The following is a 14,795-nucleotide window of genomic DNA, read 5'->3' as shown; positions in this document are numbered from 1 at the left end:
TATAATGCCGCCTCATTTCCAATGGGTACCCCCATGTCTTCCCTCGCCAACGCTCTCCAGTCTTGCGACATGCTCCTGATCGACGGTCTGCACGCCTTCGATTTCACCTTCGACGCCACTGGCCTCACCGTCGAGTGCATGGACGGCCGTCAGATGCGCCGCTGGAGTTTCACCACCGAACAGGTCGCCGCCGCTGTGGGCTCAGGCGATCAGTGGCAGCTCAACGATGCCCAGGGCGAGCATCGTCTAGTCTGTATGAGTGCCTTTCGTGCCTCGGATGAAGACGAAGATGAATCGGACCTGGAAGAGCCTACTGGTCGCTAGTTGCATGAGCGTTCTGATCGACGCCCACGCCGAGACCTTGTTGGTGGGCAGCTATACCGATGGCGTCAGCCAAGGCATCTACCGTTATCACTTCGACAGCAAGCGCGGTCACATCGACCCCACTCCCTTGCAGGTGGTCGATAGCGTAAGTCCTTCGTGGCTGGTGCTGTCGGCCGATCACCGGCAGTTGTTCGCGGTCAACGAAACCGCGCAAGGCACCGTCAGCAGCTTCAGTCTCAGCAGCAAGGGTGTGATCAAGCCTTTAAACCAGGTGCCGACGCAGGGTGATGAACCCACCCACGCCAGCCTCAGCCATGACCAGCGTTACCTGTTCGTCGCCAACTACGCGGTCGCAGCCGATCCAGGCGGCAGCCTGGTGGTGGTGCCCGTCGCCAAGGACGGCAAGCTCAAGCCAGTGGTGCAGCAGGCCAGGCACAAAGCCAGTGGCGTCAATCCCGAACGCCAGGCCGGTGCGCATGTACATGCACTGGTACTGTCGCCGGATGGGCGGCACCTGTACGCCTGCGACCTGGGCGCCGACAAGGTGTTCATCTATCGCTACGACGGTGCCAGCCCGACGCATCCGCTGAGCCCGGCGATTCCCGCCTCGGTGGCGTTGCCGCCGGGTAGCGGGCCTAGACATCTGCTGTTCGATGCCAAGGGACGTCATGCCTACCTGACGCTGGAAATGAGCGCAGAAGTGGTCATGTTCGATGTGCAGGATGGTGCGCTGCTGGAGCGACAGCGCTTGCCGCTGACCGAGCGCCAGGAGCCCGAGGCGAAAGCGGCCGGTGGGTTGCATCTGTCGGCCGACGGGCGCTTTCTGTACGTGAGCAACCGAGGCGCGGCCAACGAGATCGTGGCGTTCAGCGTGGCCAAGGACGACGGCCAGTTGAGGTTCTTGCAACGGCGCTCGGTCGAAGGCGACCACCCCCGTGAATTCGCTCTGGATCCAAGCGACAACTTCGTGCTGGTGGCCAATCAGAAGAGCAATCAGATCGTGGTGATGCGCCGCGACCCACGTAGCGGGATGATCGGCGAGACCTTGCAAAAACTGCCACAGGATGCGCCTTCGGACCTGAAGTTTGTCGAGTAACTATCAACCGGCGTGATATTCGCTACTGCCGCAATGAATTTCTGCAGGCGGCTTCAGCGGCGTAAGTTTGACCCAAGGCCCAAACGGGCCAACGTCAAACCACCGCAGTCGAGGTCAGCCCAGATGAACTTCAATCTCTTCCCGGTCATTGCCGCATCCGCCATTTCCGCCTCCGTGGTACTGCCGGCGCATGCCCATGCCGACAGCCGCGCCAAGGCGTCGGCCACCCACAGCTATACCGAGCAGTACCTGCGCCAAAGTGCGCATTTTCATGCGGCACTGAGTGGTAAGCATGCCCATTGAGCATCTGCATTGACCCTATCGCCGGCAAGCCTGCTTCTACTGGGGCCCCCGCCGTATCTGTAGGAGCCGGCTTGCCGGCGATAGGGCCAATAAGCTCAACGGGCCATCACCGCCTTGAACAGGTCCGATGCCAGCCACCCCTCTAGCCAGCTCCGCACTCGCGGATAAGCCGCCTCGGCGAACCACTGAGGTTCGACCCCGGCAAACTGGCGCATCAAGGGTAGTAATGCGGCATCGGCCAGGCTGGGATGGTCGGCGAGCAGGTAGGGGCGTGCTTGCAGCAACTGTTCAAGCTCCGCCAGCCAAGGTTCGGCTTGCTGGCGGTAATGCTGGCGCGAGTGCTGCGGGTGACGCTCGGCGTACTTGTATAGATTGACCTGCGCCTTGAATTCTCGGTCGTTGCGCTCGATCAGCCCTTCGGCCTGCCGGGCTGCCGCGGGGTCGCCCCGCAGTTGCCAATCCTGTGGGTCATGCTGTTGCAACGCCCAGCGCATGATGTCCAGGCTTTCCTCCAGCACTGCACTACCCGTATCGAGCACCGGGACCGTGCCTTTGGGCGACAGGGCCAGCAGCTCGGCCGGCTTGTCCTTCATCGCCACTTCACAGACCTGTACGTCGCAGCCGGCGTAGCGCAGGGCCAAACGCGCGCGCATGGCCCAGGGGCAGCGTCGGAACGAGTAGAGAATCACCCGCACACCTCGACATCGCTCAGGCCGTTGCCCTGGCGACGCACCTGGATCTGCACCGGAATGCGCTCATGCATCTCTTGTACGTGCGAGATCACCGCCACTTTGCGCCCTTGGGCCTGCAAGCCATCGAGGGCATCCATGGCCAGTTGCAGCGACTCGGGGTCCAGGCTGCCAAAGCCTTCGTCGATGAACAGCGACTCGATGCGCAGTGTGCTCGACGCCATCGACGCCAGCCCAAGTGCAAGGGCCAGCGACACCAGGAAGGTTTCGCCACCGGACAACGAGTGCACTGAACGCAGCTCGTCACCCATCTCGGTGTCCATCACCAGCAGGCCCAGTGCACTGCCGCCGCGCTTGAGGCGGTAGCGGCGCGCCAGTTGGCGCAGTTGCGCGTTGGCATGGTGCAGCAGCAGGTCGAGGTTGTAGCCCTGGGCGATCTTGCGGAACACGTCACCCGATGCCGAACCTATCAACGCATTGAGCCGCGCCCAGCGCTGCCATTGCTGGTAGGCCTGCTCGATTTCGCCGGCCAGTGCCTGGTGTGCCTGCTGGCGACGTTGATCATCGGCTTGCTGGGCGCGCAGTTCGGCGCATTGTTGTTCAAAGCTGGTCTGATGCTCGCGAAGTTGGGCCAGGGCCTGGTCCAGCTCTTCGGCTGATGCATCGACCGTGGTGTGCGCCGAGTGCTGCTGCAGGCGTTGCTCGCGTTCCTGAAGTACCACGCGGCCCTGTTCGATGGCCTTTTCCGCACCTTGCAGTTGCTGGCGAAGCTCGATCACCTGCGCATCATCCAGCGCCAGCAGGCGGTCGAGACCTGCATCGTCCAGTTCAGGGTGCTCGGCGCGCCACTGGGCGATCTCGCCCCGCAATTGCTGATGCTCTTGTTCGAGTGCCTGGCGGCGGGCCTCGTTGGCCTTCAGTTCGCCTGCCAACTGCAAGGCTTGCGTGCGTGCATCCTGCAGATGCTGCGCGGTCTGGGCTTCGAGCGCGCGGGCCTGCTCCAGTTGCTGCTCAAGAGACTGTTGCCAGGCTTCGGCGCTTGGGTGCACCCCCAACAGCTCAGTCAGTGCGGCGCGAGCCTTGTCCATCTGCTCGGCCAGGCCATCGATTTGCTGTTGCAGCTCTTGCTGGCGTTGCACACGAGTCTGCTGCTGGTCACGCAACCGTTCCAGTTGCTGCAGCCGCTGCTGCTGTTCCTGCTGCTCGTCCTTTTGGTGCTCCAGCTGCTGCAGGCGCTGGGCAATCTGCTGGTCGAGGCTGAGGAAGGCATGCGCCGGTTCGTCGCGCAGGGCTTGGAGAATGTCGGCTGGCAGTAGGCTGGCGAAGTCCGCCAGGGCGTGCTCCAGGCGCTGTTGATCCGCATCCAGCGCCTGGTGTTGCTGGTCCAGGCGCTGCTGTGCCTGCTGCTGTGCTTCGCCGGCGGCTTGCAGTTGCTGATTGAGGCGAGCGGCTTCTTTCTGTACCGCGAGCAGGGTGGCCTGACGACTCTCGTCCCGGCTGATCTCCTGCTCCAGGCGACGCAGCTGGCCATCCAGCCAGGCACCACGGGCCGCTGGGTCATGGGCGCTGAGCGCCGCCCACAGGGCATGAGCGGCCAGTTGTTCGGCCAACGGCTGCAATTGTTCGCTCAACTGCCCGTGCTGATGCTGGTATTCCTTGATCTGGCCGTTGACCACACCGACCTGGGTGCGCAGCTCGATCAGGCGGGCATTGAGCTGTTCGACCAATGCGACTGCCGCCGCTTCCTCGGCCTGATCGTGTCGGCCGAGGCTATGCAGCAATGCTTCGGGCTGATGGAACGGGTGCTCGGCACTGCCACACACCGGGCAAGGTTCGCCATCACGCAGTTGGCCACGCAGCTCCTCGACGCTGGTGTTGCGTGCCAGGCGCTGCCGTTCGAGCAACTGGCGGGTCAGGGTCAAGGCTTGTTCGGCGTTTTCCAGCTCGGTCTTGGCGGCGGTGCCTTCGCCGATCAGTTGCTGGCGTTGTTGCAGGGCCTGTTGCTGACGCTCGCGCAGCGAAGCGATGCCTTGCTGCAGCTCTTGCTCGCGGGTGTGCAGGCGCGACAATTCTTCCACGGCGCGTTGCTGCTTACGGTTTTCCTGCAGCATGCCGCCCAGCAGGTCGAGCTGCTCGGCCAGCGCCTGGGGTTCTGCGCCAGCCTCGCGGAACAGCACCTCGAAGGCGTCGCGCTGTGCTTGCAGCTGGGCATTGGCCTGGCTGGCCTGGGCTTGCAAGCCAGGCAGCTCCTCGCGGCCTTGGCTGAGGCGGTTGCCGATCTGCAGCAGCTGTTGCAGTTGCGGGCGGTAGGCCTGCCAGGCGTTGCTCAGCGTGTGCAGCGAAGCGCTCTCTGCCAGGGCGGCGTCGATCCGTGCCAGTTGCTCCTGGCTTCGTTGCTGCTGCTCATCGAGTTGCTGCACCTGTTGCTGCAACGCGCCGGCGGCCAGGTCGGCCTGCTGGCGCGTTTCGCGCAGCTTGCCCAGCTCTTGCGCCAGACGGGCGAGGGTGTCCTGCTCGGCGAAAGCCTGGCGCAGGCGTGGGGCGTTTTCGCTCTGATTGCCTTGGGCTTGGCTCAACGCCTGACGTGAAGTTTCCAGCGCCTGCTCAAGTTCGGTGCAGCGGGTGTTCAGATCGTTGTGCTGGCGCTGCTGCTCGCTGAGGGTGGTGGCCAGCGGTGCCAGTGCCGCCTGCAGCGTCTGCTGGCGATGGAACTGGTGGCGCTGCGGCGCCAGGCGTTCCAGGCGCTGCAGGTCGACGCGTTGTCCGGACAGCTGCTCCCACGCCAGTGCTGCATCCTTGAGCGCCTGCGCAGCCTCGTTGTGCTGGGCCTGCAGCTGCTGTTGTTCGACAAGCCAGGCCCGTTGTTGCTCCAGTTGTCGTTCGCGGGCCTGGTCGGCCTTGAACTGCTGCTGGGCCTGCTCCAGGCGTTGGTCAAGCTCGGCACGGGCTTCGCTGGCCATGGGCAGCAAATGGCTGGCGCGGTCTTTCAAGGCACTGTGGGCTTCGCTGGTTTCCCGCGCCTTGCTGAACGCGCGTTGGCCAAGGCGGGTGTAGATGGCGGTGTTGGTGAGCTTTTCCAGCAGCTCGCTGCGTTCTTTGTCGTCGGCCTTGAGGAAGGCGCCGAACTCACTCTGGGCCAACATCACTGCGCGGGTGAACTGTTCGAAGTTCAAGCCCAGGCGTGCTTCGATCAGTTGCTTGTACTCGTTCTTGCCGCTGCCCAGGAGTTGTTCGCTGTCCAGGTCGTACAGGCTCTGGCGGCTGTTCTGCAGCTTGCCGTTGGCCTTGTCGCGGGCGCGGTTCGCTTCCCAGCGCGCCCGGTAGCGGTGGCCATCGATGCCCAGGAAGTCGACTTCGGCAAAGCCGCTACCCGTGCCGCGGCGCAACAGGTTGCGCGGGTCTGAGGTGGGGATTTCGCCTTCGGCGTCTGGCACCTTGGCTTCACGGCCGATGTCTTCGAGCCGTGGCACGCTGCCGAACAGGGCCAGGCATAGCGCGTCCAGCAAGGTGCTCTTGCCGGCGCCAGTAGGGCCAGTGATGGCGAACAGGCCGGCGCTGGCCAGCGGCTCGGCGGTGAAGTCGATGTCGATCGGACCGGCCAGGGACGCCAGGTTCTTGAGGCGAATGGCGAGAATTTTCATGGCAGTTCCTCTTCGAGCTGTACGTCCTGCAGCAACAGGGCGAAGTCGGACAGGGCCTGCTCGTCCACCGGGCTGCCGTAGGCCTGCTCCCAGGCGCGGCTGAACAGGTCTTGCGGCGTCATCTGCGCCAGTTCCACGAAGGCCTGGTCATCGTCCTGCTGTTCGCCACGGCCGGCGTATTCGGCGCTGATGCGCACCAGGCGCACGGCCTTGCCATGCAGGGCCTGCTCGATTTGCTGGCGCAGGTCGGGCTGCGGTTCGTCCAGGCGTACGCGCACTTCCAGCCAGGGCTGGCGGTTGGGGTCTTCGAGCAAGTCGATCATCGGCAAGTCGGCGAGCTGCTGGAGCACTTCACCCAGCGGCGCGGGGCCCAGGCGCTGCAGTGCCACGGCGCGCGGCACCGGGCGCGCTTCGACGCTGATCAGCTCGGTGCCTTCCAGCTCCACCTCCAGTACCTGGTGGGGGTAGTTGATCTCGGCGAACGACAGCGGGATCGGCGAGCCGCTGTAGCGGATGCGGTTCTCGCGGTTGACCTTCTGCGGCTTGTGCAGGTGGCCCAGGGCGACGTAGCTGATGGCTTTGTCGAAGAGCTTGGCCGGCAAGGCTTCGGCATTACCGATGATCAGGCTCCGCTCGGAGTCTTCCGAGACTGAGCCGCCGGCCATGTGTGCATGGCTGATGGCAATCAGCGCCTGGTCTTTCTTGCGTTTTTGCTGCGCTGCGCCGATCAGTTGCTGGTGTACCTGGTGGATACCTTGCAGGTAATCGTCACCCAGCTGCGGGCCAGTGACTTCCGCCGGACGCAGGAAGGGCAGGGCCAGGCACCAAGCGCAGACCTTGCCGCGGGCGTTGGTGAGCGGAATGAGCAGGCGCTCGGCATCCAACTGGCCTTCGTCGAGCCAGTGCACGCGGCCCAGGGGATGGGTGCGCAGGCGCCGCATCAGCGCGGCGGGCAGTTCGATCCGCGAGCCGGAATCGTGGTTGCCGGCGATCATCACGATGTCCAGCTTCGGCAGCTGTTCATGGGCCTGGACGATGAAGTCGTAAAGGCGCTCCTGGGCTTTGACCGGTGGGTTGACCGTGTCGAAGATATCGCCAGCGATCAGCAGCGCATCGGGTTGGCGCAGCCGTAGTTGGCCCAGCAGCCAGTCGAGGAAGCAGGCGTGTTCGAAGTCGCGTTCCTGGCCGTGCAGGCTTTGGCCCAGGTGCCAGTCGGAGGTGTGAAACAGACGCATGGATGACCTGTTGGTGTCGAGTCGGGCAAGCGAGGGAAAGGGCGGTATGGTAACCCAAGCAGGGGGGCGTGGTGTTTGTCGTGCGGTGTTCCGTGTCGGTTGGATCGAGCCCCGCGCGCGGCGCTCGATCTCCAGGACGCCGCGCACTGAAGGCAGGCACCCCAGCCCCTCACTTGGGATACAGTGGCGGCAGGCTTCCTGTCTCTCCAGCGGGTGGCAACACCTGTTCGGCCGGCGGAATGGTGCCGATGGCGCGCCACAATTCATCGCCATGCCAATACTGTCCGCTTTCGCTGTAGAGAGCCCCGTTCAGGCTGTCCAGTGCATCGGACAAGGGCACGAACCGAGCGGCCATGTCGGCCAGGGTTTCCGGTTGCTGGCGTGCCCAGGCATCGAGCGCCTGGCGCGTGGCCTGCGGGTCGTTGGCCTGGCAGGCTCGCTTGATGTCGTCCATCAAGGTGCGGGGGCTCGGACCATTCTGCGCCGCACGCAACACCGCTGGTTGGGAGCGTGCCCGCCACCAGAGGGCGAAGCCCAGTACCGTGGTGAGGGCCAGTATCAAGGTGGCCAGCTGCCAGGGCCAGAGCAGCGTGCTGCCGCTGCGGGTGTCGCCCACCGGTGTTTCGGCGCTCAGTGCCGGGTTGTCCTGCACATCGAGGTTGCGAGCGGGTAGGCTTGAGTGCTCTAGATGGTCTTCGCGGGTGTTCCACCAAGTGACCTCCAGCGCCGGCAGTGCCAGCTGGCCGCTGTGGATTGGGACCAGTGCCTCGCGTTCCTCGCGGTTGGCGGTCATGCCACGTTCGTTGATTTCATTACGCAGCAACGGTTGGTCGGGATAGCGACGCAAGCCGGTGATTTCAGTGGCTGGCAGTGGCGGCAACTGAGTGCTTGAGAGGCCCTCGGCGCGTAGGGTGATGTTGCGGGTCAGCGAGTCGCCGATCTGCACCTTCTGTTGCGCAGGGTCAGGGTTCCAGTGTTCTTCCAGGCTCAGGCTGCGGGCGGGCAGCCAAGGCGTATCGGCAGGCCAGGCGGTGGGAATCGGGCGCACGTTCAGGCGCAGCGGCAGCGAGCTGACCTGCAGCTGGCGGCCGACCCGTGCGCTACCAGCCGGTTGCTGGCCATTGTCGGCGGCGGTGGCGGTGAAGGTCAGCGGTGGAATGTCCACGGTGCCGCTTTGCTGCGGGTACAGAGCGTAACGGGTTTCGATCACGCCATGACGAATGCCGTTGATGTCCTTCTCGTAGGTGCGCGACTCACCCAGTTGCTCGACCTTGGCGCTCTCCAGTTGCAGGGGGCTCAAGCTGCTGTCGTCGTACAGCGATACCGAGTGATAGATGCGCACGGTCAGCACGGCCTGCGCCTGGACGTAGACATCGCTGCTGTCGAGGCTGGCTTCGACGAATACCTGGGCCGCGCTGTCCGTCCGGCTGGCGTCGGCCTGCACCACCTGAAGCTCGATGGTCTGGCTACGTGATTGGCCCAGTTGCAGTTCGGGGATGACCAGGCTGCCGCTGCGGCGTGGCAGCAGTGTGATGATCCAGCGGGTGCTGGCACGGGTTTCGCCGTCGAGGGTGTGCAGGCTGTTCAACTGGCGCGTGCCACGCACTTCGAAATCGCCCTCCAGCGCACGCAGGTCAGGCTTGCCGAACTGGGTCACATCCTGGCTTTCAAGGGTCAGTTCCAGGGTTTCGCCGGCTTCCAGGCGAGTGCGGTCGACGCTGGCCTGCAGGCTGGGTTGGGCCTGGGCCACCAGGGCCCACAGCAGACAAAGGAGAAAGACGCCGAAGCGACTCATCGTGGATTTTCCTGATGCAATTGCTGTTCATACCAGAATTTGCGCCGCAGCAGTTCCGCCGGGTTGTCGGGGATCTCTCGCAGCCATTGTTCCAGGGCCTGGCGTTGCTCTGCGTCAAGGCTGGTCGACACCGGGCGTTGCGGCGCCTGGGTAACGCTGTCGTCGTCACCGCCCTGGGTGCTGGGCGGTGTCTGACCGTTCTGACTACTCTCGCCGGGTGCCTCGGCGGCCTGTTCGCTGTTGCCGGGTGTGCCCTGGGCCGGGTTGCTGGCCGAGCTACTGTTGCCCTCGGTGTCGCTGCCGGGAGTGCCTTGGGCATCGTTGTCGGCTTGTGGTTCCTCGCCCTTGGCTTCGCGTTGCAGCAGCAGTTGCTGGACCAGCGCCTGGTTGTCCAGCGCCGCCTTGAGGTCGGGCTGTCGCTCCAGGGCCTGCTCGTAGGCATCCAGGGCAGCTTCCAGCTCGCCGCTACGGGCCAGGGCATTGCCTCGATTGTAGTGGGCCGCGGCAGTGTTGCTCTGTGCGAAGGCCTGGGCGGCGCCCGCGAAGTCGCCGGCCTGGTAGAGCGCCATGCCACGCCACTGTGGGTCCTGGAAGTGATGCGCGGCCTCGGCCGGGCGGTTTTGTTCGAGCAGGCGTTGACCTTGCTGGTCGGGGCGCAGCCACAGGTCGTTGAACTCGAAGGCCTGGCTGGGCTGCGGCACGGCCAGCAGCAGTGGCAGGCAGAACAGCCAGCCGCGCCGGCCGGCACAGGCTGCCAACAGCAACAGTGGGAGCAACAGCCAGTAACCCTGGTCGGCCCAACTGTCCAGTTGCACGCTTTGACCGTCGTTGCGCAGGGCGCGGGGGTTGTCGAACAAGCCCAGGCCACGCAGGTCCAGATCGTCGATGCGGGCGTGGCGATAGCGCCCGCCGGTACTGCTGATGAAGGCCTTGAGGCTGGCGCTGTCCAGGCGCGGCAGCAGGATGCCGCCCTGATCGTCCTTGAGGAACTCGCCATTGGCCTGGCGCACCGGTGCGCCTTGACTGCTGCCGATGCCCAGCATCAGCAGGCTCGGCCCCTGACGGCCCAAGGCATGAATGATGCCCTGGCGTTCCTGTTCGCTAAGCGCCGAGCCAATCAGCAACAGCCGACCCTGGCCCAGGCCACTTTGAGCCAGCAGCGACAGGCCTTTTTGTACGGCCAGGTCGGCACGCTGGCCTGCCTGCGGCATGATCGACGGGTCGATGGCTTCGAGCAGGTTGCGTGTCGTGCCCAGGTCGTCGGATAGCGGGACCAGCGTGTGCGCGCTGCCGGCGTAGACGACGAGGGCGGTCTGGCTGTCGCGACGGTGTTCGAGCAGGTCGAGCACTTTGCGCCGGGCGTGTTCCAGGCGGTTGGGCGGGCTGTCTTCGGCAAGCATCTGCGGAGTCAGTTCGAGCAGGATCACCAATGGGTCGGCGGGGCGCTGGCGGGTTTCTTCCACGCGCTGCCAGCTGGGCCCGAGCAAGGCCAGCACCACCAGGAACCAGGCCAGCCCCAAGGCCACCCATGGCAGTTTGCTGGTGCTGCCAGTGCCGCCCCCTAGCAGCACTGGATGGAAAGCGGGCGGCAAGATCATCTGCCAGCGCCCGGCGCGTTTGCGTCGGTGCCACAGTTTGAAGATCAGCCAGCCGAGTAGCGGCAGTACCAGCAGCCAGAGGGGGCGCAGCCATTGTGGCCAAAGGTCGATCATCGCCGTCTCCTCAGGCGCAGGCGCTTCAGGCGTTGGCGCCATTCCGGGTGAGGCTGCAGGAACCGAGGCTTGCGCAGCAGGCGCTGCAGTCGGTTGTCCGGCCATTGCACGGCAACCACCAGCAGTACGCTCAGCAACAACGCAAGGGCCAGCGGCCAGGCGTACAAGTCTTTGGCCGTGCGTGCCTGGGTCGGTTGCTGGGCCACGGGCTCCAGTTGATCGAGGGTGTCGCCGATGGCGTCCAGTTCGGCGCCGTCGTGGGCACGGAAGTAGGTGCCGTGAGTGATCTCGGCAATCTCCTTCAGCGAGGCCTCGTCCAGGTCCAGGCTCGGGTTCAGGCCGAGCAGGCCAGGGGTTCCGCTGGCCTCGGGGTTCGCGCCGATACCGATGGTGTAGATGCGTACGCCCTCCTGGGCTGCCAAGCGTGCCGCGGTCAATGGGTGGATCTGCCCGCCGTTGTTGGCACCGTCGGTGATCAGCACCAGGACCCGGCTCTGCGCCGGACGCTCGCGCAGGCGCTTGACCGCCAGGCCAATGGCGTCGCCGATGGCTGTGTTCTTGCCGGCGATGCCGATTTGCGCTTCGTCGAGGAAAGTACGCACCGTGCGCCGATCGAAGGTGAGGGGGGCCTGCAGGTAGGCCTGGCTGCCGAACAGGATCAAGCCGACCCGGTCACCCTCGCGGTCCTGAAGGAAGTCGCCAAGCAGTGCCTTGACCAGGTCCAGGCGGCTGATGTCCTCGTCCTTCCATTGCATGTCGGGGAAGTCCATGGAGCCGGAGACATCCACGGCGACCAGCAGGTCACGACCACTGGCCGCCACCGGCACCGGGTCGCCAAGCCATTGTGGGCGCGCGGCGGCGAACAGTAGCAGGAGCCAGATCACGACATAGGGCGCCTGTTGCCGCCAGGTTGGCAGGTTCAGGCGCGCCCGGCGCCCGGCCAGTCCTTCCAGTTCATCGAGAAAGCCCACCTTCAGCACCGGCTCGCCGCTGTCGGCGGCGGGCAGCAGCAGACGCGCCAACCACGGCAACGGCAGCAGCGTGAAGATCCACGGCCAGGCCAGCTCAAACATGCTTGCGGATCCAGGTTTCGACCGCCTGGCTGAGCCCGGCGATGGCTTTGTCGTCGAGCTTGCACTCGGGTTTGTAGGCGCCTTCGACTAGCACCATCCAGCGGGTAAGGCCTGCGGCTGGGCAGCGGTTGTCGAGGAAAGCCAGCCATTGGCGCCCGTTGAGGGTATGGCTATTGGCGCCGGGGTAGTGGTTGCGGCACAAACGTTTGAGCAGGGCATTGATCTGTTGCAGCCAGGCACCTGCGGGGGCGCCGTCGTAGGGGCGCGGCAGGCGAGCCAGTTCGGCCAGGGCCTCGACACGCACCGGGTCGAGTGGTTGTTCGGCGCGCACGATGGGACGCTTGCCGGGGCGCCAGCGGCGCAGGCGCCAAATGGCCCACGCGAGCAGCGGCAGTATCGCGAGCAACAACCACCAGCCTGGCGCGGGCGGCCACACGCCGATCGCCTGCGGCGCGATCAAAGGCTGCAGTTGGTCCAACGGGTTCATTTGCCGCTCCCAGGGCGCTGAGCATTCAGGTACTCGCGCAACTGTTCGATCATTTCGCTCTGAGTGCTCAGCGGCATCATCAGGACGCGCAATTTTTGCGTCATGAGCTCCCAACGCTCGACTCGGGCTTCGGCTTGCTGTCGGTAGGCCTGGCGCAGGTTGGCGTCGAGGGTGTCGAGTTCCAGCTGCGCGCTGCGCTGGGCGAAGCGCAGGAGCCCGGCGGCGGGCAGGGCGTGGTCGAGCGGATCGGACACTGGAAGCAGCAGCAGGTCGCAATGGCGCGAAAGCATGGCCAGGTGCTGTTCGGCCTGGTCGGTCAGCGAGCGTTCGTCGCAGATGACGATGGCTAGGCTACCGGGACGCAGCACCTCGCGGGCCCGGCGCAGGGCAAGGCCGAGGTTGTCGGCCTGGGGCACGGCTTCGGTGTGCAGGGACTGGTTGACCTTGGCCAGACGGTTGAGCAGTTGCAGCAGGCTTTGCTTGCTGCGTCGGGGTTTGACTTCGTGGTGTTCGTTGTCACCGAACACCAGCCCACCGATGCGGTCGTTATGGCCCAACGCGGCCCAGCCGAACAACGCCGCGGCCTGGGCGGCCAAGACCGATTTGAACATCAGCCCCGAGCCGAAGAACAGCCGCTGGCTTTGTTCGACGAGGATGAAGATTGGCCGTTCGCGTTCTTCATGGAAGAGTTTGGTGTGTGGCTCCTGCGTGCGTGCGGTGACGCGCCAGTCGATGTTGCGCACGTCGTCGCCGGCCTGGTACACGCGCACCTGGTCGAAGTCCACCCCGCGCCCACGCAGTTTGGAGTGGTGCAGGCCGACCAGTGGGCTGCGCTGGCCGGGGCGCGAGAACAGCTGGATCTCGCGTACTCGGTGGCGCATGTCGATCAGCTCGGCTAGGCCAATGCGGATGCCGGGCTCGGCCAGCTGAGTGGTGGGCATGGGGTCAGGCTACGGCAACGACGTCGAGGATGCGCTGGACCACGCGGTCCTGGTCGATGCCTGCCGCTTCGGCCTCGAAGGACAGGATGATGCGGTGGCGCAGCACATCGAACAGGACCGCCTGGATGTCCTCGGGGCTGACGAAGTCGCGCCCGGCCAGCCAGGCATGGGCCCGGGCGCAGCGATCGAGGGCGATGGAGCCGCGGGGGCTGGCACCGTAGGCGATCCAGTCGGCGAGTTCGGCGTCGAACTTGGCCGGGGTGCGGGTGGCCATTACCAGCTGGACCAGGTATTCCTCCACGGCGTCGGCCATGTACAGCCCGAGGATTTCCTTGCGGGCGGCGAAGATTGCTTGCTGGCTGACGCGTCGCTCGGGCTTGGCCTCGCCGCCGAGGGCTTCGCCCCGTGCCTGGGCGAGAATGCGGCGTTCGACGGCGGCGTCGGGGAAGCCGATTTTCACGTGCATCAGGAAGCGGTCGAGTTGGGCTTCGGGCAGTGGGTAGGTGCCTTCCTGCTCGATGGGGTTCTGGGTGGCCATGACCAGGAACAGCGGCGACAGGTCGTAGGTACTGCGGCCGACGCTGACCTGGCGTTCGGCCATGGCTTCGAGCAGTGCGGACTGGACTTTGGCGGGGGCGCGGTTGATTTCGTCGGCCAGGACCAGGTTATGGAAGATCGGGCCTTGCTGGAACACGAAGCTACCGGTTTCTGGGCGGTAGATTTCGGTGCCGGTGATGTCGGCGGGCAGCAGGTCTGGGGTGAACTGGATGCGGTGGAACTGGGCTTCGATGCCTTCGGCGAGTTCTTTGATGGCCTTGGTCTTGGCCAGGCCTGGGGCACCCTCGACGAGCATGTGGCCATCGGCCAGGAGCACGATCAACAGACGTTCGACCAGTTTTTCCTGGCCTAGGATCTGGGAGGAAAGAAATGTGCGCAGCGCGATCAGCGCTTCACGGTGTTCCATCGGCGACGGTTCCTGGGATTGGGCCCGGGCGCGCTGTGAGCGGGTGCCTGGGGCAGGGGGTGATACTTTAATCTATCCGGGGGGGTGGCGACCAATGGCGGTGGGTAAAATTCTCGAAAAGTCAGTCGTGCTCGTTGTGTGTTGCTTTTGCTTCGGGGGTACGCGGTCGTTCAGGTATCGCCAATTGGGTCATTAGGTCGAGCTTGGGTTTTCGGGAGCAAGACATTGGCGAGGTGATCCTGTAGGGGGCGGATATATAGGAGTGGGGCGAAAAGGTGAGTGATCACGTTAGTTGAATGCCGCCCTTAAATCTGTGCTTTGAAGTTTTGGTTTCTGGATGCGTGAGCACTTCCATTTGCCAAGGTGACGCTCAATCACCTTTCCGCTCTTACAGCGGGTCACTTTTTGGCAGACGCCCCAAAAGTAACCAAAAAAGTCTGGCTCCTATCATCCGGCCCCTACGCTGCGCTCCGGGGTTCCCTCACTCCGGCCTTGCTCCGGGAGGACCGCGCTGAACGGCCCCTCCTGGGCCGCA

12 protein-coding genes are annotated in these 14,795 nt (G+C 64.8%); 3 read left to right on the top strand and 9 right to left on the bottom strand.

The features are described 5' to 3' along the window. The first annotated feature begins 33 nt into the window (after window positions 1-33). The 3 genes from H620_RS0113885 (at window position 34) to H620_RS0113875 (ending at window position 1,723) form a co-directional block, all read left to right on the top strand. Window positions 34-324 carry a DUF5629 family protein gene (locus H620_RS0113885; RefSeq protein ID WP_027907515.1) on the top strand — a complete coding sequence of 97 codons (291 nt, stop codon included), beginning with the start codon at window positions 34-36 and terminating at the stop codon, window positions 322-324. Next, entirely contained in the window at window positions 290-1,420 is a 1,131-nt protein-coding gene (locus H620_RS0113880; RefSeq protein WP_027907514.1) for a lactonase family protein, read from the top strand. The genes H620_RS0113885 and H620_RS0113880 overlap by 35 nt, the downstream gene beginning before the upstream one ends. A 123-nt stretch (window positions 1,421-1,543) precedes the next feature. Further along, the gene (locus H620_RS0113875) at window positions 1,544-1,723 is read left to right on the top strand and encodes a hypothetical protein (RefSeq protein WP_023379501.1); all 180 of its coding nucleotides are present in this window, start codon (window positions 1,544-1,546) and stop codon (window positions 1,721-1,723) included. Window positions 1,724-1,818: 95 nt separating this feature from the next. Here H620_RS0113875 and H620_RS0113870 read toward each other — a convergent pair whose 3' ends face one another. From H620_RS0113870 to H620_RS0113830, 9 genes are all read right to left on the bottom strand, one after another. Next, a complete protein-coding gene (locus H620_RS0113870) occupies window positions 1,819-2,412 on the bottom strand; it encodes a glutathione S-transferase (protein WP_027907513.1) in 594 nt (197 codons plus the stop codon). Beyond that, a complete protein-coding gene (locus H620_RS0113865; protein ID WP_027907512.1) occupies window positions 2,409-6,053 on the bottom strand; it encodes an AAA family ATPase in 3,645 nt (1,214 codons plus the stop codon). Before H620_RS0113865 ends, H620_RS0113870 begins: the two co-directional genes overlap by 4 nt. Continuing rightward, window positions 6,050-7,288 carry an exonuclease SbcCD subunit D C-terminal domain-containing protein gene (locus H620_RS0113860; protein WP_027907511.1) on the bottom strand — a complete coding sequence of 413 codons (1,239 nt, stop codon included), beginning with the start codon at window positions 7,286-7,288 and terminating at the stop codon, window positions 6,050-6,052. Before H620_RS0113860 ends, H620_RS0113865 begins: the two co-directional genes overlap by 4 nt. Before the next feature lie 169 nt (window positions 7,289-7,457). Continuing rightward, window positions 7,458-9,083, bottom strand: coding sequence for a BatD family protein (locus H620_RS0113855; protein WP_023379506.1), 1,626 nt, complete (start codon window positions 9,081-9,083; stop codon window positions 7,458-7,460). Further along, entirely contained in the window at window positions 9,080-10,795 is a 1,716-nt protein-coding gene (locus tag H620_RS0113850; RefSeq protein WP_023379507.1) for a vWA domain-containing protein, read from the bottom strand. The genes H620_RS0113855 and H620_RS0113850 overlap by 4 nt, the downstream gene beginning before the upstream one ends. Continuing rightward, window positions 10,792-11,868, bottom strand: a complete 1,077-nt coding sequence (locus tag H620_RS0113845; RefSeq protein ID WP_023379508.1) for a vWA domain-containing protein — start codon at window positions 11,866-11,868, stop codon at window positions 10,792-10,794. Before H620_RS0113845 ends, H620_RS0113850 begins: the two co-directional genes overlap by 4 nt. Continuing rightward, complete coding sequence (locus H620_RS0113840; RefSeq protein WP_023379509.1) at window positions 11,861-12,355, bottom strand: DUF4381 domain-containing protein; 495 nt, start codon at window positions 12,353-12,355, stop codon at window positions 11,861-11,863. The genes H620_RS0113845 and H620_RS0113840 overlap by 8 nt, the downstream gene beginning before the upstream one ends. Continuing rightward, entirely contained in the window at window positions 12,352-13,296 is a 945-nt protein-coding gene (locus tag H620_RS0113835) for a DUF58 domain-containing protein (protein WP_023379510.1), read from the bottom strand. The genes H620_RS0113840 and H620_RS0113835 overlap by 4 nt, the downstream gene beginning before the upstream one ends. Window positions 13,297-13,300: 4 nt before the next feature. After that, entirely contained in the window at window positions 13,301-14,260 is a 960-nt protein-coding gene (locus H620_RS0113830) for an AAA family ATPase (RefSeq protein ID WP_023379511.1), read from the bottom strand. Window positions 14,261-14,795 lie beyond the last annotated feature (535 nt).

The sequence above is a fragment of the Pseudomonas taiwanensis DSM 21245 genome, from assembly GCF_000425785.1.
Lineage (GTDB): Bacteria > Pseudomonadota > Gammaproteobacteria > Pseudomonadales > Pseudomonadaceae > Aquipseudomonas > Aquipseudomonas taiwanensis.
The sequence above is the reverse complement of the archived record's forward strand: the minus strand, read 5'-3'. Positions and strand labels throughout refer to the sequence as shown.

Coding starts and splice junctions, on each gene's coding strand:
- H620_RS0113885 (WP_027907515.1), top strand. CDS start 34: ATGTCTTCCCTCGCCAACGCTCTCCAGTCTTGCGACATGCTCCTGATC.
- H620_RS0113880 (WP_027907514.1), top strand. CDS start 290: ATGAATCGGACCTGGAAGAGCCTACTGGTCGCTAGTTGCATGAGCGTT.
- H620_RS0113875 (WP_023379501.1), top strand. CDS start 1,544: ATGAACTTCAATCTCTTCCCGGTCATTGCCGCATCCGCCATTTCCGCC.
- H620_RS0113865 (WP_027907512.1), bottom strand. CDS start 6,053: ATGAAAATTCTCGCCATTCGCCTCAAGAACCTGGCGTCCCTGGCCGGT.
- H620_RS0113860 (WP_027907511.1), bottom strand. CDS start 7,288: ATGCGTCTGTTTCACACCTCCGACTGGCACCTGGGCCAAAGCCTGCAC.
- H620_RS0113855 (WP_023379506.1), bottom strand. CDS start 9,083: ATGAGTCGCTTCGGCGTCTTTCTCCTTTGTCTGCTGTGGGCCCTGGTG.
- H620_RS0113850 (WP_023379507.1), bottom strand. CDS start 10,795: ATGATCGACCTTTGGCCACAATGGCTGCGCCCCCTCTGGCTGCTGGTA.
- H620_RS0113845 (WP_023379508.1), bottom strand. CDS start 11,868: ATGTTTGAGCTGGCCTGGCCGTGGATCTTCACGCTGCTGCCGTTGCCG.
- H620_RS0113840 (WP_023379509.1), bottom strand. CDS start 12,355: ATGAACCCGTTGGACCAACTGCAGCCTTTGATCGCGCCGCAGGCGATC.
- H620_RS0113835 (WP_023379510.1), bottom strand. CDS start 13,296: ATGCCCACCACTCAGCTGGCCGAGCCCGGCATCCGCATTGGCCTAGCC.
- H620_RS0113830 (WP_023379511.1), bottom strand. CDS start 14,260: ATGGAACACCGTGAAGCGCTGATCGCGCTGCGCACATTTCTTTCCTCC.